The sequence below is a fragment of the Christiangramia flava JLT2011 genome (assembly GCF_001951155.1).
Classification (GTDB): Bacteria; Bacteroidota; Bacteroidia; order Flavobacteriales; family Flavobacteriaceae; genus Christiangramia; species Christiangramia flava.
Map to the genome: position 1 here is coordinate 732,879 of NZ_CP016359.1, position 21,865 is coordinate 754,743.

A 21,865-nucleotide genomic window follows, 5' to 3' on the forward strand; every position below is an offset into this window, starting at 1 on the left:
AATGGCCTGTTCCGACTGAAAATTTTTAAAAAGTTAAAAGAGGACCAACCAAAAAGGCCCTCTTTTTTTAAACACTAACTCAACATAAACCATTTATGAAGTTCTTAATATCCCGGGTTCTGAGTCAAATTGGTATTGGTATTGAGTTCCTCTAAACCAATCGGGAATAATTTTGTGTATTCTCCCTGCGGAGTATGGTTGTACCAGTTCTTGGTGCTGTATACACCAAACCTGATGATATCAGTTCTTCTACGGGCTTCACCTACGAATTCCCATCCCAGCTCGTCCAGAAACCTTCCATACTGAACGGGGCTTTGGTCACCGGGTTCTGCGATACTTCCATCTTCTGCAAGTGTACCATACTGCCAGAGACTGTCTCCCATCAATTCCGCACCGGTAACGGTTGCAGCCTCAGGATCATCAAATGAACGTTCTCTAACCTCGGTGACGATCATAGCCGCTTCATCAGCATTGCCGGTTCGAAGCAAAGCTTCAGCCTTCATCATCAGCACATCGGCATATCGGAAATAAGGAAAATCTACCGGTAAGCTGGCGTTGGTGCCTGGCAGAATTTCGTATTTTCTAAATCTTAAACCTTCATAGAATTCACAACCGGTAATGCTTGGCATATAATTTACCAGGGTGTAAAGAACTTCGCCGGTATCAGCATCTCTTTGTTCACCCATGAACCAGCTATCTGCCAGTCTTTTATCACCGTCCTGATAAGAATCAATGAATTGCGGATTCGCGCTGGAACCGCCCCATGGCTGGGCCTCCATATTCAATACATCCCGGGTGCTTGGAAGCAGTTGTTTCATATGCTGATTCCATTCCGGACCATAAAGCCTGTCATAGGGAACTGAAAAAAGAATTTCCGGAGAATTCTGATTATCGGTGCTAAATACATCGCGGTAATTATCGTCCAGCATATAAGCTCCGGAATTGATAATCTGATCTGTATTGGAAATTACTTTATCCCATTCGGCGGTCCCTACGTATACTTCCGCATTGAGGTATACCCTTGCCTGTAAAGCGAGGGCACCCCATTTGTTCAATCTTCCGTAAGTGGTCTGATCTGCAGTTTCTGTCAGCATCGGGATGACTTCATTCAGCTCACTGATGATGAAATTGTACACTTCCGATCTTGACGCCTGTGTTGGAACCTCATCGCTGAAATTTTTAATAATTGGCACATTTCCGTGGGTATCCAGAAGAATGGAATAATAAACAGCTCTTACGCCTCTTAATTCAGCGATCACACTTGCCGCCTGCTCTTCACTAATTGGCAGGGAACCGCTTTCGATCTGGGATATTACGCGGTTAGCACTATTGATCCCGTTGAAACAGGTTAACCAGGTATTTCTTGGCTGCCACTGGACATCATTCCAGGTGTGCCGGTGCATCCTTTTATAAGTTCCACCATCGTCCCAACCGTTCGGGCGGGTTGGAGTCACAAAAATGTCGGCCGATTCTTCCTGCACATCAAATAAGCCTTGCCATCCCATGATGTAGCGCAATGGTGTGTATGCCGACGCGGTCAACGCAACGATATCTTCATCGGCAGGTACAAAACTGTCTTCGGTAATTTCAGAAAACACTTCTTCGTCCAGATTGGTACAGCTGGTAACTGACATGACCAGACAGGCACCAATAAAAAGCTGTCTGAAATGTTCGTTCATAAATGTTATAAATCTTTTCATTGTAGCTCGTTTTAAAAAGTTAAGTTGACACCAAGGGTGAAGGTCCTGGTACTTGGATAGGTATCTCTCTCATCATTTCCAGGCGCAAATCCCAGTCGGTTCACCTCCGGATCCACTCCTTTATATCCTGTGAAAGTATAAAGGTTGAGTCCAGATGCATAAATTCTAAAGTTCTGGACCAGGTCTATATTCCCAGTATCGAATGTGTAGCCTAAAGTAGCATTGTCTATTTTGACGAAATCCCCGTCTTCCAGGTAATAACTGGTATATCGCTGGATGTCACTGATCACTGCTGTTCCATAGGCAGGATCATAGGCGCTATCCAAAGTGTTGTAGGCGATATTCGGGTTTTCATAGAACATTCGTGCGAAATTGAGCACCTGGTAATCAAACGCTCCTCTTAAATTCACGCTAAGATCCCAGTTTTTATAACGGAACTGGTTATTCCAGGATGCATAGTGATTTGGAAGGCCATTCCCAATGACCTGCCTGTCTGCATTCGTACTTTCTGTGGCGGGAATCACATTTCCATCAGGTGTTTCGATCAGGAAAATTCCATCGTCATTCACCCCCACAGCTTTTAATCCGAAGAAATTGCCGATGGGTCCTCCAACGATCGTACGGTGCGTATTGATTTGTATTGGTTCACCGGTATAGCCGGCGTCGAAGAAATCATTGGTCGCCTGGAACTGGTCGTTAGACAGTGAAACCAGCTTATTGGAATTGGTGGAATAGGTGAAATTGGCATCCCAGTTAAAATCTTCAGTCTGCACCGGGTTGACGTTGATCAAAACCTCAAAACCTGAATTCTGAATTTCAGCTACATTGGCCACGATACTTCCGTAAAGATATGGTGGTACCGGTACATTATAGTTGTAAAGGGCATCTTTGGTAGTGCGGTCATAATAGTCAAAAGAACCATTCACGCGACCCTCCCAAAAACTAAAATCCAGCCCGATATTCACTTCTTCCTTACGCTCCCATTTCAAATCTGGATTTGGATTTCTTACCGGGATCAATTCGCGGATCCAGCGGTTGTTATACAGGAAATAACTGTCGTAGTTCAAACTGGCCAGAGACTGGTAATTTGCACCGGCATTGGTTCCAGTCACTCCATATCCACCACGAAGTTTCAGAATATCAATCCAATCGGCGTCTTCCATGAACGATTCTTCGTTGATTCTCCAGCCTACTGAAACTCCAGGAAAACTTCCCCATTTGTTATTTTCACCAAACCTGGAAGATCCTTCATGTCGCAAACTCAGCATCAAAAGGTACCGGTCATCATAGTTATAATTGATCCTTCCGAAGAAAGCGATCAGGGTATTCGAGTTTTTATAACTGCTCATCCCTGCTTCTCCCAGCTCCAGTCCCTGGCCAATACCCAGGTTATTATAAGAATAGGCGTCACTCGGGAAATTCCTGTTATTAGCAGAAAAACCTTCGTAGGTATTATCTTCATAATTATAACCCGCCAGGGCCGTAAATTTATGATCTTCGAAGCTCTCTTCGTAATTTGCGGTTAGCTGACCATAATTACCAATATAATCGTTGGTAGATCTGGAAGCATAACCCCCTATCCCGTTTTTAGTTGTGGAAACGTGATTCTTAGTTTCATAATATCCAAAAATACCGTAATTCCCTTTTCGCGTATATAATGCCTGAAGCTTCAGGGTTGGGAATAATTCATACGTGAAATTCCCTGTAAATTGTAGATTTCGCTGCCTGTTGTCCTGATAAGATTCTTCAATAAGCCCCACGGGATTATCATAGAAATAAACGTCTCTCTCATACCAGGTTCCGTCTTCGTTTTGAACCGGTTCTGTAGGATTTCTGATAAGCGCCTGCCTGTATGCGTAATTCGGAAAGTCATAATAAGACTGTTCGCTGGCGATCACCTGGAAATTAGAATTCAGTTTATCATTGAACATTTTATGATTTACATCAATACGACCGGTATATCTTTTATTATCAGATTTGATAAAAATCCCTTTATTATCCCGGTAGTTGAGCGTAGCGGTAATATTGGAAGTCTTATTCCCCGCTCGAAAGGTGAGGTTATGAACAGTACTTATTGGCTGACGGGTAATTTCATCAACCCAATCTGTCGTCGCGCCAAAATCTTCCACATTTGCCCCGGTAAATTCGAAGCCCTGGGAATAGAGGTCTCTCAATTCCGAAGCATCCAGAAAATCCAGTTTTCTGGCAATCTCCTGAATGGACACATATCCATTATAATCGATCGTTGGAACAATCTCGCCATCCCCGCCTTTTGTAGTGATGATGATCACTCCATTGGTTCCCCGAGTTCCATAAATGGCCGTAGCCGACCCGTCTTTCAGGACATCAATGGAAGCGATATCTTCCGGAGCTACGGTCTGGAGATTTCCGGGAATTCCGTCAACCAGAACCAAAGGAGTGGAACTGGCATTGATGGAGGATACCCCTCGAAGCAAAACCTGTGCCCCGTCTAAAGGATCTCCGGAAGGATTGGAAATGGTCAAACCCGCTACTTTTCCTTGGATAAGTTGCGCCGCATCTTTTACATTCCCCTGAATGAAATCTTCTGCCTTGACACTGGCGACCGCGCTCGTCACATCACCTTTCTTTTGAGAACCGTAACCGATGAGAACTACTTCAGAAAGTGCCTCGAGATCTTCTTCCATTTGAACATCAATGGCAGACTGCCCGGTGAAGCTGATCTCTTCCTGTTTGAAACCAACAAAAGAGTACACAAGAATGGCAGCATCTGAAACACTGATGGAGTAATTTCCATCAAAGTCAGTAATTACACCGTTATTGGTGTTTTTTTCCATTACGGTCACACCCGATAATGGCATACCTTCGGTATCTGTTACCGTACCTGTAACCTGCGTTTGAGAAAAGACCGTATGCGAAGAAAGCATCCAGAATATACCAAACAATAAAAGGAAAAAATTATTACCGCGAAGGGGTGGCGGGAAAGTAAAGTTTTTGGATTTCATAAAATTCTAATTTTAGTTAGTAATAGCCTGTGGCTAAAAAGGTGTTTCTAAAACACTTCTAAAATTAGAATTGAATTTTACATTTATTTAACTAAATCTTAGCCGCTACTTATACTATATTAACAATATGGCGGATATTTTGAAAAATTTGTAATTATATATTATTATAGGATCAAAAAAATCACAAATTATCGGTTTTTGGATAGCCGCCCCATCACAACTTTTCAGCACTAATTTGCAACAAGATTAAATAATCTGTAAAGCTTACAATTAATTTCGATACCTTACTGAACCTTCCTCGAACCAACATTTAAAGAGTGCGGAAAAAACTAAAAATTTTAGAACCCTGTCATCAGGACTGGCAAAAAATGACTTCCTCTGAAAAAGGAAAATTCTGCAAGCATTGCCAGAAAGACGTCATAGACTTCACCAATACTGACCGTAATGAAATTCTGAAATTTCTATCCTCGAACAATCAGGTTTGCGGGAGATTAAAACCACATCAGTTAAACGAAAGCTACCTGCCTCCAACCGGCCGAAACCTTCAAATCCCTAAAATCAGTTTTTTCTTGGGATTAAGTGCTATTTTAGGATTAGCAGAACCGTTAACCGCCCATACGCATAAAGAACAAACTGAATTAAAACCTTCTTCCTTTCAGAAGCAAGAACCAGAATTCCAAAAACCATCAGATTCCATTACGATCAAAGGAAAAGTAATCGATAAAGATCAATCTCCCATAGCCGGGGCGATGGTTCAGCTTAAAGGAACTTCGATTGGTACCTCAACAAATCATGACGGTTCCTATTCCCTGGCAATAGCTAAAGAGCAATTAGCAGATCGGAACAGGCTCATCTTTTCATTTATTGGTTTTGAAACTCAGGAATATCCGTTTTATCCGAAGAACAGGTATATCAAAATTACCCTTACAGAAGATCATTCTTTGATGGGAGAGGTCATCTTAACCGGAGAACCCAACCTGTTTCATAGAATTGGCAATTTTTTTCATAATCTCTTTTCTAATCACCAGAACTGCAGCTGAAATAACCTGAAATTTGTTGAAATTTCAATAATTTAACAGCCTTAATCCACCAAATTCCATTCAATGGATCAAAAATTCTTGTTGCTATTAGTATTGTTCATGGGTATCAATCAATTTAATGCCCAGGAAAACAGCCAGATCGTAATCGGGGAAAAACACCAGTTACATTCCACTATTTTAGAGGAAGACCGCGAATACTGGATCAGCCTGCCAGATTCTTATGCCAACGAAAATTCTACCTATAAAAAATATCCAATTTTAGTTATTCTGGATGGAAACATTCACTTTCAATCGATCAGCGGAATGGTGAATTACATGAGTTCCGACCGGTACAGGAGTTGGAAGATTCCAGAAATGATCGTAGTGGGCATTCCGAATGTGGACCGCAGAAGGGATTATACTCCTGATAAAATTGTGACCGTTCGTGAAAACAACTCGGGTGGCGGCAAAAAATTTCTGCGTTTTCTGGAAGAAGAACTTATCCCGGAACTGGACCAAAATTACCGCACCTCAGATTATCGAATACTCTTTGGCCATTCTCTTGGCGGACTCTTGACGACCCACGCCTATTTGCAGCCCACGAGCGCTTTCAAGGCATTCCTGGCTATAGATCCCAGTTTTGGCACCTGGGATTCCGCTGTTATGGACCAAAAACTGGCCAATTTCTCTCCGGAATCCTTTCAACGCTACCTGTATATCGCCACGGCCAATTGGGGCAAGCGCAATATTACCAACCGCGACCGTCATGTTCGTTTCTTTGAATCGTTGCACCGTTTAAGCGAAGAAGAATTCCCCGTTCAACTGGAGTATTTCGAAAACGAAAACCACGCATCGGTTCCGCCAATCGCATTTTATAAAGGGATTTCTGCGATTTTTGATGGTTACGGAATCACTTACCGGGAAGTGATCAATCCCAAACAACTCCAGGAACATTTTACTGAAATTTCCAACCGACTTTCTTCCGAATTCCTTCCTCCTGAAAACCTCGTGAACCAGTTAGGCTATAATAAACTTCGCAGTAATAATGAAACTGAAAAAGCGCAAGCCCTGGAATTTTTCAGGATGAATACACAGAATTATCCCGAATCTTATAATGCCTTCGACAGCCTGGCGGAAGCTTACGCGAATTTCGGGAATTCTGAAAAGGCATTGGAAAACTATCAGCAATCGCTTCAGCTAAACCCTGAAAATGAACATGCCCGAATGCAGATCGAGAAGTTGAAAAAATAAGCTTCCTTCCACGAAAAGCCTACTTCAGGGAAAATTGGTTTAAGCCATTTTGCCAAAAATCGCAAGATTCAGATTTCACGAAACTGGAATATCATCGAAATTTGCAGCGTAACGATTTTCTATGGACGACGCACAGCAGTACAATTATGACAGGATCGCCAAGGCGATCACCTACATCCGGCAGCATTTCAGGCAGCAGCCGGGACTGGATGAGATCGCCCGGCATGTGGGATTAAGCCCCTTTCATTTTCAGAAAATGTTCAGCGACTGGGCTGGTACGAGTCCGAAAAAATTCCTGCAGTACGTTAGTTTGCAATTTGCCAAGGAGAAGCTTGCTCAAAATGAATCGCTTTTCGATACGGCCTATCAAACCGGTCTTTCCGGGACCAGCCGCCTTCACGACCTGTTCGTGAAAATCGAGGGGATGTCTCCGGCAGAATATAAGAATGGCGGGGAAAAACTGGCGATCAACTACCAGTTTTCAAAAACCCGATTTGGCAGGCTGCTGATTGCCTCCACGAAAAAGGGAATTTGCTTGCTATCGTTTTATGAAGGCACACCTGAGGCCGCTTTAAAACTGTTAAACACGGAATTTCCTAAGGCGAGTTTTCGGCAGGCTCCGGATGAAATTCAGCAGAATGCACTAAAAATTTTCAGCCAGGATTCTGAAGATATTTCCGAGATCAAGATCCATCTGAAAGGAACTGCCTTTCAATTGAAAGTATGGGAGGCGCTGTTAAAAATTCCGCAGGCTTCACTGGTTTCCTATAATCTGGTGGCGAATATGATCGAAAAACCATCTTCTTCGCGGGCAGTTGGTAATGCGATAGGAAAGAACCCGGTCGCTTATATAATTCCCTGTCACCGAGTCATTAAATCTACTGGCGAAATGGGCGGCTATCGCTGGAACCAAACCCGAAAAACAGCGATCATCGGCTGGGAGGCCACACAAAAAACCGAATTATGAGAACGATCTTACATAGCCATTCCGGAGATATGGCAGAAATTTTTCAACTATATAGTGAAGCTTCGGCCTATCAAAAAGCCAAGAAAACGGTGGTGGTCTGGCCAGAATTTGAAAGAAGCCTGGTTGAGAGGGAAATTCGGGAAAAAAGGCAATGGAAATTGCTGATCGACGGCGAGATCGCCTGCGTCTGGGCCATTACTTTTTCTGACGAGCAGATATGGGAAGAAAAGGATAACGAGATTTCCCTCTATATTCACCGTATCGCCACAAAGCCAAAATTCAGAGGTCACAACTTTGTGAAAGTCATTGTGGCCTGGGCGAAGAATTATGCTTTGGAGACCGGCCGGCGTTTTGTGCGACTGGATACGCTGGGAAACAACCTAAAACTGATCGAGCATTATACCGCCGCTGGATTTGAATTTTTGGGAATGTTTAACCTTCAGAATACCGATCAGCTTCCTGCCCATTATCAGGGCGTTCCTGCCTGTCTTTTTGAGATCGACCTTCAGAAAAAGATGTTCAGCGACTCACAAGTCTCGGAAAAACCTGCCGGAATTACCTAAATTGAAGACCATGATTCCAAATAAGCCAATTATGACTACGGAAGAAATTATCAGGACCTGGTTTGAAAAATGGGAAAAAGGGAAATTTCGGGAATTACCGCTTAGCAAAGAGTTTAGCCACACGAGCCCTTTTGGAACAATTGAAGGCAAAAATGCCTATCTGGAACTGGTAGAACATAATCAGGATAAATTCCTGGGTTACGAATTCCAGATCGAAGACGAGATTTATGAGGAAAACCGAGCATGCGTTCGATATATCGCCAGGCAAGGAAAAGATTTTAAACTGGAAGTGAGTGAATGGTATTACCTGGAAAATGGCAACATTCAAAAAATTATTGCACATTATCATATTGGTGAAATCAGGCAGGAAAGAATGTTGCAGTAACGCTTTCGGCAGTTTACCTGAAGTCGTTTCAAATTCTGTAAAAAACCTTAGTTTTACTCACTTTTAAGATTCAACATGAAGCACTATTTATTCGCATTATTCAGCATTTTTAGTATAATTTCGGGCTATTCCCAGGAGGTTTGGCAGGATTTCGAATTTTTGATCGGAAACTGGCAGGGAGTTGAAAATGGTGTGGCTGGCGAAGGCATTGGATACAGAACGTATACCTTCGAACTGGGCGCCCATTATATAATGGAGAAAAATCAGTCCACTTTTCCGAAGTCTGAGAAAAAACCCCGGGGTGAAGTCCATCGGGATATTGGGATCTTCAGTTATAATAGCAATCGCGAGGAGGTCGTCTACAGGTCTTTCAATATTGAGAATTTCACCAATATCTTCGTATTGGATACTGCAGAATCTTCCGCGGAAAAGCTTGTTTTCGTCACCCGGGAAATTGAAAATAATCCAGGTAATTGGGTTGCGCGATTAACGATTGAAAAACTTTCAGAAAACGAATTCAGGGAGTTTTTTGAAATCGCGATGGACGGCAGCAATTTTAGTCCGTTTCTCAGCAACCACTGGCACAGGGTCCAGTAGATATCCTATTTTTCTTTCACGACATAGGCACACCGCCGGGCCCCGGATAGGATGTGCTCCACACGCTCTACCTCCACATTTTCGCCCAGGACTTCGCGAAAGGTTTGCAGTTCAGCCCTGCAAAAACCCTGGCAAACTTTCGCAGCAGAACAAATGGGACAGTGATTTTCAACGAGTAGAAAACTTCCATCTTCCTGCTCCCTGGCCTTGGCCATATATCCTTCCCGGTCGCGAATCGCCGCCAGTTTTTCCACTTTGGAACTCAGGGAATCATTTGTCGTGATCTGTCTGGAATAATTCGCGCGGTTATCAGCACTCGTAGCATTAATTACCTCTTCCAACATGGCTTCACCATACCTGGTCCTGATCTTTTCAATAAGCTTTACGGTCATTTCAGCATGAGCATCAGGAAAACGGGAATGACCTTTAGCGGTCAAGGACCAAAATTGTTTCGGGCGGCCCCTTCCCTTCGAGCGGTTTTCCGACTTTACCAAGCCATTAGAATCTAATTTCATAATCTGGAAACGAGCCCCTTCCGTGGTAATTCCTAATAATTCAGCAAGTTCTTTGATGGTGATTTCACCCTTGTTTTTAAGAATCTGCAAGGCCTTTTCCTGATCATCTATTAAATTATTCATAATAAACAAAGTGTTTATTTGGTTTATTAGGTAAATGTAGTATATTCGTAAGGTAAGTAAAAGTCTAACACTAAAAAATTAGCTATGAAATTTAATTTGCCAGAATTACCTTATTCCTATGATGCACTTGCTCCACATATCGATGCGGAGACCATGGAAATTCACCATTCCAAGCATCACCAGGGATATACCAATAAATTAAATACCGCATTGGAAGATGGCGACTATGATGGCATCAAGTTGGAAGATCTTTTTGCAAGAGTTTCCTCCCTTTCACCGGCGATCAGGAATAACGGTGGTGGTTTTTACAACCACAGCCTTTTCTGGACGATTTTAAGCCCGGAAGGCGGCGGAAAACCCAGTGGAGCATTAGCCGAAGCTATCGAAGCCAGTTACGGATCATTCGAAGCTTTCAAACAGGAATTTGAAAAAGCTGCTGCTACGCAATTTGGTTCAGGTTGGGCCTGGCTGATCGTGGATAAGGAGAATAAGGTGAAAGTAACTGCTACGCCAAACCAGGATAACCCGTTAATGGATGTCGCGGAAGAAAAAGGCACGCCAATTCTGGGACTGGATGTTTGGGAACATGCCTATTACCTGAACTACCAGAACAAACGCCCTGATTACATCAGTGCTTTCTGGAATATCGTGAACTGGACTGAAGTGGAAAAACGTTTTTCTGCAGCGAAAAAATAAGTTTTAAAGTCAGATCCTGAATTTTGGGATCATAAAAAAAAGGACGTCATGGACGTCCTTTTAATTTTTACATTCTCACCAAATTAATTGGCAAAAACTGGCATTTTATTGGCCTCTCCATAGTCTTTAATCTCCTCAACAGCTTTCAAAATCTCCATATCATTTTCGGAAATTTCAAAATCTACAGCAGCGTTTGCTTTCATATGTTCCGGATTAGCGGTTTTAGGAAGAGGCAGCAGTCCAAGTTGCAGCGTATAGCGAATCGCCAGCTGTGGCACGCTGACCCCATATTTCTCAGCCATCTTACTCACTTCTTCATGTTTCAATAACACTCCGTGACCAATTGGCGAATAGGCTTCCGTAAGCATCCCGTTTTCATTCGCAAAATCCATCAACTGGAAAGGAGTTCTACCAATATGAGCCAGGATTTGGTTTACCGCGGGTTTTACTGTGCCGTTTTTCAGAATATTTTCAATATCCTTCTGCTGAAAATTGGAGAGTCCTATGGCTCTTAATTTTCCAGATTTGTAGGCTTCTTCCAAGGCTTTCCAGGCTTCCAGGTTGCCTTCAAAATAATCTCCGTCCCTAAAATGCTGCCATGGCTGCGGACTATGGATGATCATCATGTCAATATATTCCGGGTCAAGTTTTTTCAAAGATTCGTCGATAGCCTTTTTAGCCCCTTCATAATCCTTGACTTCGGCCGCCAGTTTGGTAGTGATAAATAGTTCTTTTCTATCCACTCCGCAGGCTTTGATACCTGCTCCTACTCCATCTTCATTTTGATAGGCCTGCGCGGTATCGATATGGCGATAACCCAATTGAACCGCTTCTTCCACGGCTTTACCAACCCGGCCATTTTCAATCATCCAGGTACCTAAAGCGAGTTTTGGAATTTTTACTCCGTTATTAAGTGTATAAGTTTCTGCTAAAATCATCATTTGCAATTTTTAATTAGTCATCATAAGGCTACATTTTATAACCAGGTTTTTTAAATAAGGTCTCTTTCGTTTCCAAGATTCCAGGATAGATTTCATTTTTCCATTCCTCCAGGCTATAGTCCCGAATGCTCACGGAAAAAGATTCTTCTCCATAACCAAGGCATCTTGTGCAGTTTTTACCAGCTCGCTGGCCAGTTCCTGTTTTTGCTCCTCAGATTTTCCGGCAAGCAGTTTGATCTCAAAATGTGGCATTAACGACGGTATTGCTCATCTGAAACCTTTTCCAGCCATTCAACCACCTTTCCGTCTTTTTCCTCCTGGATCGCGATATGACTCATCGCTTTATTTGGAGAAGCTCCATGCCAGTGTTTTTCGTTAGGCGGAAACCACACAACATCTCCAGGGGCAACTTCCTCTACTGGTCCACCTTCCCGCTGCACCCATCCCAAACCTGAAGTAATAAGTAAGGTCTGCCCCGATGGATGCGTATGCCAGGCTGTTCGAGCTCCGGGTTCAAAAGTGACCATCGCCGCAGCGGCTTTCGTAATAGTTTCTTTCTGACCAAATAATGGGTCCAGTCGCACATTCCCTGTAAAATAATCTTCAGGCGGAATGACTGACTCCAGGTCTTTATTTCTGGTAATTTCCACAAGCTTTTGATTTAATGATTTTCTTATTTTGATTGGGGATATTCTTCTTCCGTTACAGCTTCCTTCCAATCAACAATGCCTTTTTCGGTATTCGGAACAAGGTATATTTGCTGAAGACCCTTTTCTGCGCTGGCGCCATGCCAGTGATTCAAATTCGGCGGGCATTTGATCACATCCCCTTTGCGAATGGTATCCACCGGTTTCCCTTCCAATTGGTGGTAACCTACACCATCTGTAATAATGAGAATTTGGCCACCGGGATGAGAATGCCAGTTGCTGCGAGCGCCAGGTTCAAAATACACATTTCCCACCGCCGTTGTATAAGTGGAATCTGGCATCACCATCGCATAATGGAAGGCTTTCCCGGTAAAATTCTCTTCAGGCCCCTGTTCGCCTTTCGGAAAGATAAAATCCACATCCCCTTTTTCCGGATTCGTTCTTACAGGTTCCTGATTGGTAATTCCTTCTCCTGAGCTATTTTCAGAAGCACTTTCTGAAGTTTTCTCGTTACAACTTAGTAAAGCCAGGATGCAAAATGTTCCAATAAATCTCCTTGTATTCATACGTTAGTGTTTAATTGATTAGCTTTTGATGAATTTTGCAGGGGTACCGCCCACTATCTCGTTCGGCGGAACATTTTCGGTGACTACTGAACCCGCGGCCACAACAGCATTTTCACCAATTTCCACACCCGCTAATATAGTGGCACCCGCGCCAATCCACATTCTGCCTGATGAGAATGCGACCGGGAGTCAATTGCTTACGGTTCGAAATACCAGTTGGATGCCCTTCCGAAAGTACATTCACTTTGGGCCCAATCATCACATCATCTTCAATCACGACTCCGCCCAGGTCCAGGAATGAACAGGCTGCATTGATAAAAACCCGCTTTCCAAGCTTTATATTCTTACCGTAATTCACAAAAAACGGTGGATACAGCGTGGTGGTTTCGTCAATTCCGACACCGATCACTTTTTCAAAAATCTTCCGGATTTCAAGCGGTTCCGTTGCGTTGTTTAAAGTCACGACAGCCTTCCGGGTTTCATCACAGGCATTCCTAATTTCAGCATAATCTGGATCATGGAAATCGATCGTTTCCCCTGCTAATAACCTTTCAAAAATATTGGCTCGCATCTTCATTTTTTAGTAAAACAAAGATAGCTCGAACAGGAGCGTCTTTATAATGAATATCAAACCTCAGGTTAAGGTTTTCAAACCTTATTATTTCCTTAACATCGTAGGGCTGTTACCTGTTTGCTTTTTAAAAAAGTTATTGAAGTAAGTTGGATATTCAAAACCCAGCGCGTAGGCCACATCAGCGGTATTCCAGCTGGTATTGGTAAGAATGGCCTTGGCTTCGGTGGTGATCCTTTCTGAAATATGTTGCGAAGTTGTTTTTCCCGTCACCTGTTTCACGACCCTGTTCAGGTAATTGGTGTGCACAGCTAGACTATTGGCAAATTCAGCCGGTGTTCGCAAACTAAGTGGCTGTTCAGGACTCTCAATGGGAAATTGCCTTTCCAGGAGTTCGAGAAATACCGAAGTGAGCCTTTCAGCCGCGCTTTTCTTCTGATCGTAATTCTTTGAAGGTTCCAGTTTCAAAGATTCGTGCAGGATCAGGTTGATATAATCACGAATAAGATCGTCTTTAAACTGGTAATCAGACTGTTGCTCGTTGATCATCCGCTCAAACAGGCTATTTAAAAAGTCGCGCTGTTCCGCGGAAATTTCGAGAATGGGTGTTCCACCGAGTTTAAAAAGCGGAGAATTCTGCAAACTTTCAGCCCGTGGCGAAGCATTCCAGAATTCTTCTGAAAAAAGGCAGGTATACCCCACATATTCCGTAGAAAGCGTTTCCCAGGAATATGGCACATGCGGGTTTCCGAAGAATAAAATGGTTCCTTCAGCTTCAAAGCTACGATCGGAATAATGGATTTTGGATTTTCCGGTGGTCAGGCAGATCTTATAAAAATCTTTCCTGCTATACACTTTGGTCGCGTTGCCATCGGCTTCGATCTGAAATACATTGAATCCTTTAAGTTTCAGCTTGCTATTGAATTCAGATATCGATCTTTTCGGAATTTCTCTCATCCTTTCAAAAATAAGAAATTCAAACCTAAAAAAAACGAGTGTACTGAGGTATTTTCAGTAGACCATTGAATCCGATCAAAGCCAAAAAGATGTAAATTTAGATGGCTTTATCAAAGCTGCGAATTCATTAAACAATTTCCTAATCCAGTCAAAAATTATGGCAAAGATCAATCCCTACCTTCATTATAATGGGAACGCCGAAGAGGCCTTCCAGTTTTACAAATCGGTATTCGGCGGAGAATTCGTCTCCCTGGCTAGATTTAAAGATATGCCTCCAAATCCTGAATACCCTATTCCGGCAGAAATTGGCGATAAAATCATGCACATCGCACTACCTATTGGAGAACACGATATCTTGATGGCCAGCGACGTTCCTCCCAGCCTGGGAACGGTGAATGAAAATGAAAATCGAAGTAAAATAAGCATTACGGCGGAAAGTAAGGAAGAGGCCAACAGGTTGTTTGAAGGGCTTTCGAAAGGTGGTGTTGTGGAAATGCCGATGGACGATAGCCCGTGGGGTTCTTATTTCGGGATGTTCAGGGATCGATTCGGAATTGAATGGATGATCGATTATAGTACCAAATAATACCTTTCTAGCTTCTTTAAAAAGCACAAAAGCAACCCAAAATTGTAACATTTTCAGGGTATGAACGTCTGGTAATTGAATCGGCTAAACCGGTTGCTATGTTCAAACAGCACTACCTTATCACATTCTTATGCATTTTAATCTGGGGATGCGAGCATCAGCCAGAAAGTTGGGAAGGCGAGATCCTGGAACAACCTCGCACCAAACTTTTGGTTTCCGAATTACTAAAAGGCGATGCCCAGGAATTGCTGGATATGAGCTTTTTTGCCCAACCCTCCTGGGCCAGCCCGGCAAAAGAATCATTTTCAGGCACAATCAGTTTATCAGAGGCTGTCCTTAATTTTCCAAAGGCCAAGGAATATTATCCGGGAGAAAATCTTTTTCCATCATTCCCAATTGGATTTACCAGTTATCAAAACAAACTGATTCCCCTTCAGCAGCAAAAGATCAGCACCCAAACGAACAGTTCCAGCTATTGGGATGTGGTTGTGGGAACCGGTAAAATCTGGCACGAGGAAGGAGATGGAGCATGGGATCGCGCTTCCTTTCCGCTCACGCTTACTGATCGCTGGGTTGGCCAGGCCCGGAACTGCGTGGCAACTTTTGTTTATCAAAAAGATACTATCAGCCCGGTTTGTGTTCAGTGCAGCCAGGAAACTGCAGATATCGATGATCAGCAACTTGGAAATATCAGTGGAATGATACCCGCCACATTCCTGCCTCAAAAAAATGAAGACTCCGTTATTATTATCGAAAATTTTCAAAAAAGGCAAGCCTCTAAAATCCCGATTCTTCCGTTAAAAAAGCTCGATCAATCAGGGAGAATTGCCTCGTATTTCGATACCTTCCGAAGCACCAATACGCCAACCAGCCTTGGAGCGATCTATCACGACGGCAGGATATACCTTCACCCTCCAAAAACCCGGCACGGCAACTATCCTTATCCCGAAGAGATGCGGCACGGGCTTTATTCGGTCACTAAAAGTATGGCCGGTGCACTCGCACTGCTATATTTTGCGGAACGATATGGAGAAGCGATTTTTGACGAACTGATTACCGATTATGTTCCCCCTTTGGCCACTAAAGAAGAATGGAAAGGGGTGACTTTTTCGCATACGCTGAATATGGTTACCGGAACCAATGCCGGTGAGGATGCCGCCCGGCTTTTTGAAACACTGATCGCGCCAAAAACTGCGGAAGCAGCTATTGCAAAGATCGCGGAATTGGGTGACGCACCTCCCCTGCCCGGGGAAAAGTTCCATTATGCCTCCACCAACCTTTTTGTGCTCTCCTATGCCCTTCAGCAATATGTCTCAGAAAAGGAAAATTCTGAAGAAAGCTATTGGAAACTGGTGGAAGAAAATGTGTTAAAACCCATGCAGGCAGAAAACTTTTCGGTATTACACACCATAGAAGAACCCGGAAAGACAGCGATCCCGATCCTAGCCTACGGCGCTTTACCAAACCTGGACGAAGCTGCAAAGATCGCTTTGCTGTTTGCAAACGAGGGGCGTTATAAGGATCGGCAGCTGCTGAATAAAGATAAAGTGCAGCAGATTTTTTCTAAAAATGAATGGCCGGGATATGCCACTTCTGGAGATTACCGCGGTTCCCATTACCGGCATTCGTTCTGGTCTAAAAAAATCACCTCTCAAAAATGTGCATTCGATGTCACTTATATGCTTGGGTTTGGAGAAAATTACATTGTTTTTCTGCCAAATGATGTCATCCTATTCCGGTTTTTAGACGAGCATGATCTGGATATCGACGAGCTGATCCAGGAAACAGCAGCAGTCACGAATATTTGCAAATAACCTCAGAATTACGCGGAAAATCTTATCTTTTAATACGATTTCCTTGATCCACTATCAATCATTCACTATGAAAAAAGTAAATTTTATCCTGGTCTTTCTATTAGTATTTGCGCAGGCCTACAGCCAGGAACGTATAGATTCAGAAACCACAAGAACCGTGATTACCAATGGGATTAGCCTGGGTAGTGTGATTGCTGCGGTCACGTCATGGGAACGAAACAAGTCGGTTTTATGGGCCGTCATCCACGGCATTTTTAGCTGGTTCTACGTGATCTATTTTGTGCTGACCCGTAGAGCTGATGAGAAAAAATAGTTCCGAAAACTGCAAAGCGGAGTAATCCATTCGAACACCCCCGCTTTGCAATGATTCTATGCCTTTTTATTTCTCTTCATTTTCCAACCGGTAAATGATCTTCTTCATTTGGGCAATTTCCCGTTTCTGCGCCTCAATGATCTCTTCCGCCAGTTTTTTGGTTTCAGGATCCTTGAGATCTGCTCGTTTACTGGTCATGATTGCAATAGAATGGTGCGGGATCATAGCTTTCATATATAAAATATCCCCGATAGGTTTTTGCGCCCGAACCAGGTACAATGCGCTGATAAATAGCAAAAAACTCCCAGCATAGATCGCCAGGTTTTTTTTCTGGTTTTTATACATCCCCAGCATGAGCGAAAGCATGATCACCGCCATAGCCGCTATTCCCAGGCAGGTCATATAAAGCCTTGTTAAACTGAAATAAACATGATCAAATTCATAGGTATTGAGGTACATCACAATGTACATTGCGATGAACGACAGTAGTAGCATGAGAAAAAACTTGCCATAATTGGCACCTTTTTGTGAATTCATTTTTTTTGATTTTGGTTAGTAGTTTCGCTTATTTTTTAGTGATGGTTTTCTCAACGGCACCGCATTCAGGCATTTTTGAGCCGAAGTAAGGATTGGTATCCTTTTCTACATCGGCGTACCAGTAGGCGCCTTCATTATTAAAAGCCATCGGGCAAAATTTCCTGTAAATAGTCCCCCCGGAAAGAGCCTCCTCGAACATATCTCCCGCCTTGCTGGTAAATTCTGCAAAAATGCGTCGTTGTTCTTGAATTTCTGAAGCTTCAGAGAGTTCCGTCGCCAGCTGCTTCAGTTCAGGTCTTTCTGTCTCGAAACTGGCAGCCATACTTTTGGCTACATCTGAAACCTGTCCCGGATCTTCATTCCCCAGTGCCATTTTAATCTCCAGGTAATTGTGAAAAACCTTCCCGGTCATTCCATCTTTAAAATCCTGGTCGGCAACATCAGCCGTGGTTTTTTCCTTTTGCTTGATCTCTTTTGGGGTATCAATCTTCACTGACTGATTTTCTTCTCCAAACTTGCAGGCCGTTAGACTCAGCAGTACGCCTGCAATCACTAGAATTCGTTTCATATTTCTCTTTTTAGTTAGTATTAAAATAATGCGGAAATTCCGCCTCCAAATCCAAATCGGTTATCGTAACTGCCTACCAGCGCAAAATTCCGTGCAAAAATGTATTCCAGACCAACCTGCCAGGTAGTTTCTGATTGATAATTTACGCCGTTTTCCAAATCATTTCCCCAGCCAAAATCCATTTGATATTCATATTCCCCGTACACGGCGATATGTGGAAAAATCAAGGTCTCTTTGAAAAGACCGATTTGTGGGCGCAGTTTACTATCTATACGCACTTCGGAATTGATCAATAGGGGCAGTAAGTATCGCACTCCGCCAATAGCTACAGTTTCCAGGTCTTCCAGGGAATCTTCCATTTCATTCTCTACGTTGACCCCTCCAAATAGCCTGAAATAATCATTCAGATAGCGTTCGTAGGTCACTTCAGCTTCCATATTTTTATTCCAGCCCAGCTCACCTGCAAAGCTAAACTGGTTCCGGATGTTGGTCGCAGTTGCGTAAAGTTCGGTCATATGACTTGCCGCAGTAATCTCGCCCCAACTGTACAAATGGTTCGCTTCGGTAGTCAAAGTGGAAAGCGCATGTTCCTTCATCCGTTCATCTCGGGGAGTGTCATAACTAAAGATCCGGGCCATCCCGCTATTGAGATGGTAAAGAATATGACAGTGAAAGAACCAGTCTCCAGTTTCACTTGCATCGAACTCGATCACCACTTTCTGCATTGGCGCCACATTTACCGTATGTTTCAATGGAGAATATTCCCCATTTTCATTTAAAACACGGAAAAAATGGCCATGCAAATGCATGGGATGATGCATCATGGTGAGGTTATTCAGCGTGATCCGAGCGACCGTTCCCTGTTCGATCTTAATCTTATCGGTTTCTGAAAGAGGCACCCCATTGATGCTCCACACGTACCGGTTCATATTACCGGTTAAGTTGAACAACATTTCTTTCACTGGTTTATCTCCATCAAAAGTGGTTTTTACCGGAGATTTCAGATAATTATAATTGAATTCCGGATTTCCTGCAGTTTTCATATTATCACCAACCACCTTATCTGCCGGAATCATATAGCCTTTTTTCATCGACATTTTTTCATTATTCCCAGCCATTTCACCGTTTTCCATTTTAGTGGAATCAGCTTTCATATCATTCATGCTGCCCATCTCAGAGGCTTTGCCCATCGGCATTTTCATTTCGCCCATATCCATGCTGTATTTTTTCATCACTTCTATGGAATCGTTCCTACGGGGGCGGAATTTCGATGCCGGAGCGCCCATTTTCATATCCATGGCCATCATCTCCTTCATTTTTTGGATGAGGTCTGGCTCTGGAACTATCGGTGCTTTCTGAACTGGGCCTGTCCCTAAAGTAGCTGTTGCAAAACCGGAACCATCCTGCGCCATCGATCGAATTTCAAGGCTTCCGTCTTCAGGAATAGTGACAATGAAGTCATAGGTTTCCGCAACCCCGATCAGGGTTTTATTATGCGCAACTGGTACCACATCCTTTCCATCAGCCGAAACCAACATGGGATTATTCCCACCGAAAGTGAGCCAGTAATAACTGGCGGCCGAAGCATTAACAAATCGAAGCCTCACTTTTTCACCCGGTTCAAACTGCGGGTATTCCTGCACAGCTTTTCCGTTGATAAAAAAGCGATCATAAAAATTATCTGAAATAGCAAAATCGGGCATACGTTGCCAGATCATTTTCAACTTGGCCTTCACCGCCTTTTCCCTCACGATCTTATTCCAGCTTTGTACCTGGCCTTTTTTGATCAGGTACCATTCATTGCCGCGTTTTAAATTCTTTAACTGGCTTGCAGGATCTTCATCCATCCAGTCTGACAGGACCAAAACAAGGTTCTTGTCATAGTCTAACTCCTGCTTTTTCGGGTTGATTTGAATAGACCCATAAACTCCGCGCTGTTCCTGTAAGCCGGTATGGGAATGATACCAGTAGGTTCCAGACTGCTTAATGGCAAATTTATACTGAAAAGTCTCGCCTGGCTCAATTGGTGGAGTTGTTAAATATGGAACACCATCATAGAAATTAGGAAGAATTAGACCATGCCAGTGAACCGAAGTCTCATGATCCATCTTATTGGTCACATTGATCACCGCAAATTCACCTTCTGTAAAGACCAGGTTCGGCCCGGGGATTCCACCGTTGATGGTCATAGCCTTTACCTTTCTACCGGTAACATTCACCGTTTCATAATCAATAGTTAGATTGTATTCGTGAACAGGCCAGTTGTTGATATTTTCTTCGGAACCATTGGCCGTTTGAGCCTTAACCTGAAGGGCAAAAAATAATAGAAGTAGTAATAGTTTTGTTTTCATTTTTCAAAGCTTTTGATTTTTAAATAACTAAGACCATGGGTCATTTCCTTTCTGAAAAAGGTTATTAAATCAAAAAGCTTTCATTCACCAGATAAATTGGCTGTTGAAGTAAAGGTGGCGGAAAAAGATGTTTTATGAAAGTCACTTCCGCAAAGCAAGCGGCTGAAAGAGGCTTTCCTGCGGAAGCTTGATCAGCAATGCCTACTGAGGCTATTTGAGAAACCGACCAGATTGCATCCTTGAGATCCTTTTGACCTTGTATCTGGAGCATTTTGTTACTGCAGCAATTAGCTGTGTCTTCCATACAGTTGACAGGCATTGCATTATCACAGCAATTTTTAGCAGTCAGAAACAAAGAAGTTTCCACCAAAATATTTCCACAGTAATGCTTATAGGCCGTAAATGAAAAAGTAGAAAGCAGGAAAATGAAAGCCAGCAGGCCTGAAGATAACTTGGTATGTAAGGCTAATTTTCTCAAGAACTGGTCATTTTACCAGTGCAAATTTACCGGGACCGAGACCAATAAAATTTAAAATTTTTGTAATTTCCTTTCACTTTTATAATTCATTGTGAGTGATTTAACAGTTTTTCAACAATTATTATCGCTCATGGTTTATCGGAGTTATTTCTTCATCAACAAGCGTTAAACTAAAGCTATATTCTGTAAATACCACTAGAAAAACCTTTCACTTCCTTAAATTGAAATAAAAAGCCATGAAAGATCATGATCGAAAAACCGAAAGGCAAAAAAACACCCAGCTTGGAGATATGCACGGGGACGGCGTGCATTTTGACAAAGATATTATGAGCTCTAAAAAAGAAAAGGGTGCAAAAAAGAAAGACTCTTCCGAATCTTAAAAAAGTATATTGCTCTAAATATTCTAATCCTGTCGCTACCGACGGGATTTTTTATGCGCAAACGATTCTGTGAAAACAGCAAGCATTTAAGACCATAATTAGGTATTCTGCTGTTTCAGGATATCTCATTTCCTTCGCCTCAAAATTACAAATTTGACAGAATAAGGCTTCATAATTACCAGCAATCCCAGTATTCATAAGGAATGCTTCAAAATTGATAGGGAGTTGCAACATATGTGTTAGACGATTTCCACCCCGACAGATATATTTGTTATCAATCCTTAAAATTTTAACAATTCAGGAGTTACACAATCGATTTCCTAAATCTCGGTTCACTCTACGAAAACGTTTTCAAT

At 42.8% G+C, this 21,865-nt stretch carries 25 protein-coding genes; 11 read left to right on the plus strand and 14 right to left on the minus strand.

Annotation, left to right across the window (positions count from 1 at the left end; all coding sequences use genetic code 11):
* Positions 1–104 precede the first annotated feature (104 nt).
* Positions 105–1,700, minus strand: a complete 1,596-nt coding sequence (locus tag GRFL_RS02900; RefSeq protein WP_236995868.1) for a RagB/SusD family nutrient uptake outer membrane protein — start codon at positions 1,698–1,700, stop codon at positions 105–107.
* Positions 1,701–1,711: 11 nt separating this feature from the next.
* Positions 1,712–4,684, minus strand: a complete 2,973-nt coding sequence (locus GRFL_RS02905) for a SusC/RagA family TonB-linked outer membrane protein (RefSeq protein ID WP_083643207.1) — start codon at positions 4,682–4,684, stop codon at positions 1,712–1,714.
* Positions 4,685–5,052: 368 nt separating this feature from the next.
* Between GRFL_RS02905 and GRFL_RS02910 the strand changes: the two genes are divergently transcribed.
* The 6 genes from GRFL_RS02910 (at position 5,053) to GRFL_RS02935 (ending at position 9,466) form a co-directional block, all read left to right on the plus strand.
* Positions 5,053–5,724 carry a carboxypeptidase-like regulatory domain-containing protein gene (locus GRFL_RS02910; RefSeq protein WP_083643208.1) on the plus strand — a complete coding sequence of 224 codons (672 nt, stop codon included), beginning with the start codon at positions 5,053–5,055 and terminating at the stop codon, positions 5,722–5,724.
* Between the two features lie 63 nt (positions 5,725–5,787).
* A complete protein-coding gene (locus GRFL_RS02915) occupies positions 5,788–6,954 on the plus strand; it encodes an alpha/beta hydrolase-fold protein (protein ID WP_083643209.1) in 1,167 nt (388 codons plus the stop codon).
* A 121-nt stretch (positions 6,955–7,075) separates the two neighbouring features.
* Complete coding sequence (locus GRFL_RS02920; protein ID WP_083643210.1) at positions 7,076–7,921, plus strand: bifunctional transcriptional activator/DNA repair enzyme AdaA; 846 nt, start codon at positions 7,076–7,078, stop codon at positions 7,919–7,921.
* Positions 7,918–8,484, plus strand: a complete 567-nt coding sequence (locus tag GRFL_RS02925; RefSeq protein ID WP_083643211.1) for a GNAT family N-acetyltransferase — start codon at positions 7,918–7,920, stop codon at positions 8,482–8,484. The genes GRFL_RS02920 and GRFL_RS02925 overlap by 4 nt, the downstream gene beginning before the upstream one ends.
* A 31-nt stretch (positions 8,485–8,515) precedes the next feature.
* Positions 8,516–8,869, plus strand: a complete 354-nt coding sequence (locus tag GRFL_RS02930; protein WP_158091605.1) for a nuclear transport factor 2 family protein — start codon at positions 8,516–8,518, stop codon at positions 8,867–8,869.
* A 75-nt stretch (positions 8,870–8,944) separates the two neighbouring features.
* The gene (locus tag GRFL_RS02935) at positions 8,945–9,466 is read left to right on the plus strand and encodes a hypothetical protein (protein WP_083643213.1); all 522 of its coding nucleotides are present in this window, start codon (positions 8,945–8,947) and stop codon (positions 9,464–9,466) included.
* A gap of 5 nt (positions 9,467–9,471) precedes the next feature.
* Here GRFL_RS02935 and GRFL_RS02940 read toward each other — a convergent pair whose 3' ends face one another.
* Positions 9,472–10,104 (minus strand): helix-turn-helix transcriptional regulator, encoded by a 633-nt coding sequence (locus tag GRFL_RS02940; protein ID WP_083643214.1) that lies wholly within the window; start codon positions 10,102–10,104, stop codon positions 9,472–9,474.
* Positions 10,105–10,188: 84 nt separating this feature from the next.
* Here GRFL_RS02940 and GRFL_RS02945 point away from each other — a divergent pair, with 84 nt between their 5' ends.
* Positions 10,189–10,800, plus strand: a complete 612-nt coding sequence (locus tag GRFL_RS02945; protein ID WP_083643215.1) for a superoxide dismutase — start codon at positions 10,189–10,191, stop codon at positions 10,798–10,800.
* Positions 10,801–10,883: 83 nt separating this feature from the next.
* Here GRFL_RS02945 and GRFL_RS02950 read toward each other — a convergent pair whose 3' ends face one another.
* From GRFL_RS02950 to GRFL_RS02970, 7 genes are all read right to left on the minus strand, one after another.
* Complete coding sequence (locus GRFL_RS02950; protein ID WP_236995869.1) at positions 10,884–11,741, minus strand: aldo/keto reductase; 858 nt, start codon at positions 11,739–11,741, stop codon at positions 10,884–10,886.
* Positions 11,742–11,870: 129 nt separating this feature from the next.
* On the minus strand, positions 11,871–11,993 hold the full coding sequence (locus GRFL_RS18195) for a tautomerase family protein (protein WP_236995870.1): 123 nt from the start codon (positions 11,991–11,993) through the stop codon (positions 11,871–11,873).
* The gene (locus GRFL_RS02955) at positions 11,993–12,391 is read right to left on the minus strand and encodes a (R)-mandelonitrile lyase (protein ID WP_083643216.1); all 399 of its coding nucleotides are present in this window, start codon (positions 12,389–12,391) and stop codon (positions 11,993–11,995) included. The genes GRFL_RS18195 and GRFL_RS02955 overlap by 1 nt, the downstream gene beginning before the upstream one ends.
* Positions 12,392–12,414: 23 nt before the next feature.
* Positions 12,415–12,954 (minus strand): cupin domain-containing protein, encoded by a 540-nt coding sequence (locus GRFL_RS02960; protein WP_083643217.1) that lies wholly within the window; start codon positions 12,952–12,954, stop codon positions 12,415–12,417.
* 18 nt (positions 12,955–12,972) lie between these two features.
* Positions 12,973–13,116 (minus strand): DapH/DapD/GlmU-related protein, encoded by a 144-nt coding sequence (locus GRFL_RS17990; RefSeq protein WP_139839194.1) that lies wholly within the window; start codon positions 13,114–13,116, stop codon positions 12,973–12,975.
* Complete coding sequence (locus tag GRFL_RS18325; protein WP_139839195.1) at positions 13,067–13,525, minus strand: LbetaH domain-containing protein; 459 nt, start codon at positions 13,523–13,525, stop codon at positions 13,067–13,069. The genes GRFL_RS17990 and GRFL_RS18325 overlap by 50 nt, the downstream gene beginning before the upstream one ends.
* Before the next feature lie 87 nt (positions 13,526–13,612).
* Positions 13,613–14,482, minus strand: coding sequence for a helix-turn-helix domain-containing protein (locus GRFL_RS02970; RefSeq protein ID WP_083643218.1), 870 nt, complete (start codon positions 14,480–14,482; stop codon positions 13,613–13,615).
* A 157-nt stretch (positions 14,483–14,639) separates the two neighbouring features.
* On the opposite strand from GRFL_RS02970, the gene GRFL_RS02975 reads away from it, so the two are divergent.
* The 3 genes from GRFL_RS02975 (at position 14,640) to GRFL_RS02985 (ending at position 17,195) form a co-directional block, all read left to right on the plus strand.
* Complete coding sequence (locus GRFL_RS02975) at positions 14,640–15,068, plus strand: VOC family protein (protein ID WP_083643219.1); 429 nt, start codon at positions 14,640–14,642, stop codon at positions 15,066–15,068.
* 98 nt (positions 15,069–15,166) lie between these two features.
* Positions 15,167–16,882: a serine hydrolase domain-containing protein gene (locus GRFL_RS02980; RefSeq protein ID WP_083643220.1), complete on the plus strand. Its 1,716-nt coding sequence runs from the start codon at positions 15,167–15,169 to the stop codon at positions 16,880–16,882.
* Between the two features lie 67 nt (positions 16,883–16,949).
* A complete protein-coding gene (locus GRFL_RS02985; RefSeq protein ID WP_083643221.1) occupies positions 16,950–17,195 on the plus strand; it encodes a hypothetical protein in 246 nt (81 codons plus the stop codon).
* 66 nt (positions 17,196–17,261) lie between these two features.
* On the opposite strand, the gene GRFL_RS02990 is transcribed toward GRFL_RS02985, so the two are convergent.
* The 4 genes from GRFL_RS02990 to GRFL_RS03005 all read right to left on the minus strand — a co-directional run bounded on the left by GRFL_RS02990 (position 17,262) and on the right by GRFL_RS03005 (position 21,129).
* Positions 17,262–17,732 carry a DUF305 domain-containing protein gene (locus tag GRFL_RS02990; protein WP_083643222.1) on the minus strand — a complete coding sequence of 157 codons (471 nt, stop codon included), beginning with the start codon at positions 17,730–17,732 and terminating at the stop codon, positions 17,262–17,264.
* A 28-nt stretch (positions 17,733–17,760) separates the two neighbouring features.
* The gene (locus tag GRFL_RS02995) at positions 17,761–18,300 is read right to left on the minus strand and encodes a DUF3347 domain-containing protein (RefSeq protein ID WP_083643223.1); all 540 of its coding nucleotides are present in this window, start codon (positions 18,298–18,300) and stop codon (positions 17,761–17,763) included.
* Positions 18,301–18,320: 20 nt separating this feature from the next.
* Complete coding sequence (locus tag GRFL_RS03000; RefSeq protein WP_083643224.1) at positions 18,321–20,651, minus strand: multicopper oxidase domain-containing protein; 2,331 nt, start codon at positions 20,649–20,651, stop codon at positions 18,321–18,323.
* Between the two features lie 64 nt (positions 20,652–20,715).
* Entirely contained in the window at positions 20,716–21,129 is a 414-nt protein-coding gene (locus tag GRFL_RS03005; protein WP_083643225.1) for an HYC_CC_PP family protein, read from the minus strand.
* Positions 21,130–21,365: 236 nt separating this feature from the next.
* Here GRFL_RS03005 and GRFL_RS17995 point away from each other — a divergent pair, with 236 nt between their 5' ends.
* On the plus strand, positions 21,366–21,509 hold the full coding sequence (locus GRFL_RS17995; RefSeq protein WP_157492992.1) for a hypothetical protein: 144 nt from the start codon (positions 21,366–21,368) through the stop codon (positions 21,507–21,509).
* Positions 21,510–21,865 lie beyond the last annotated feature (356 nt).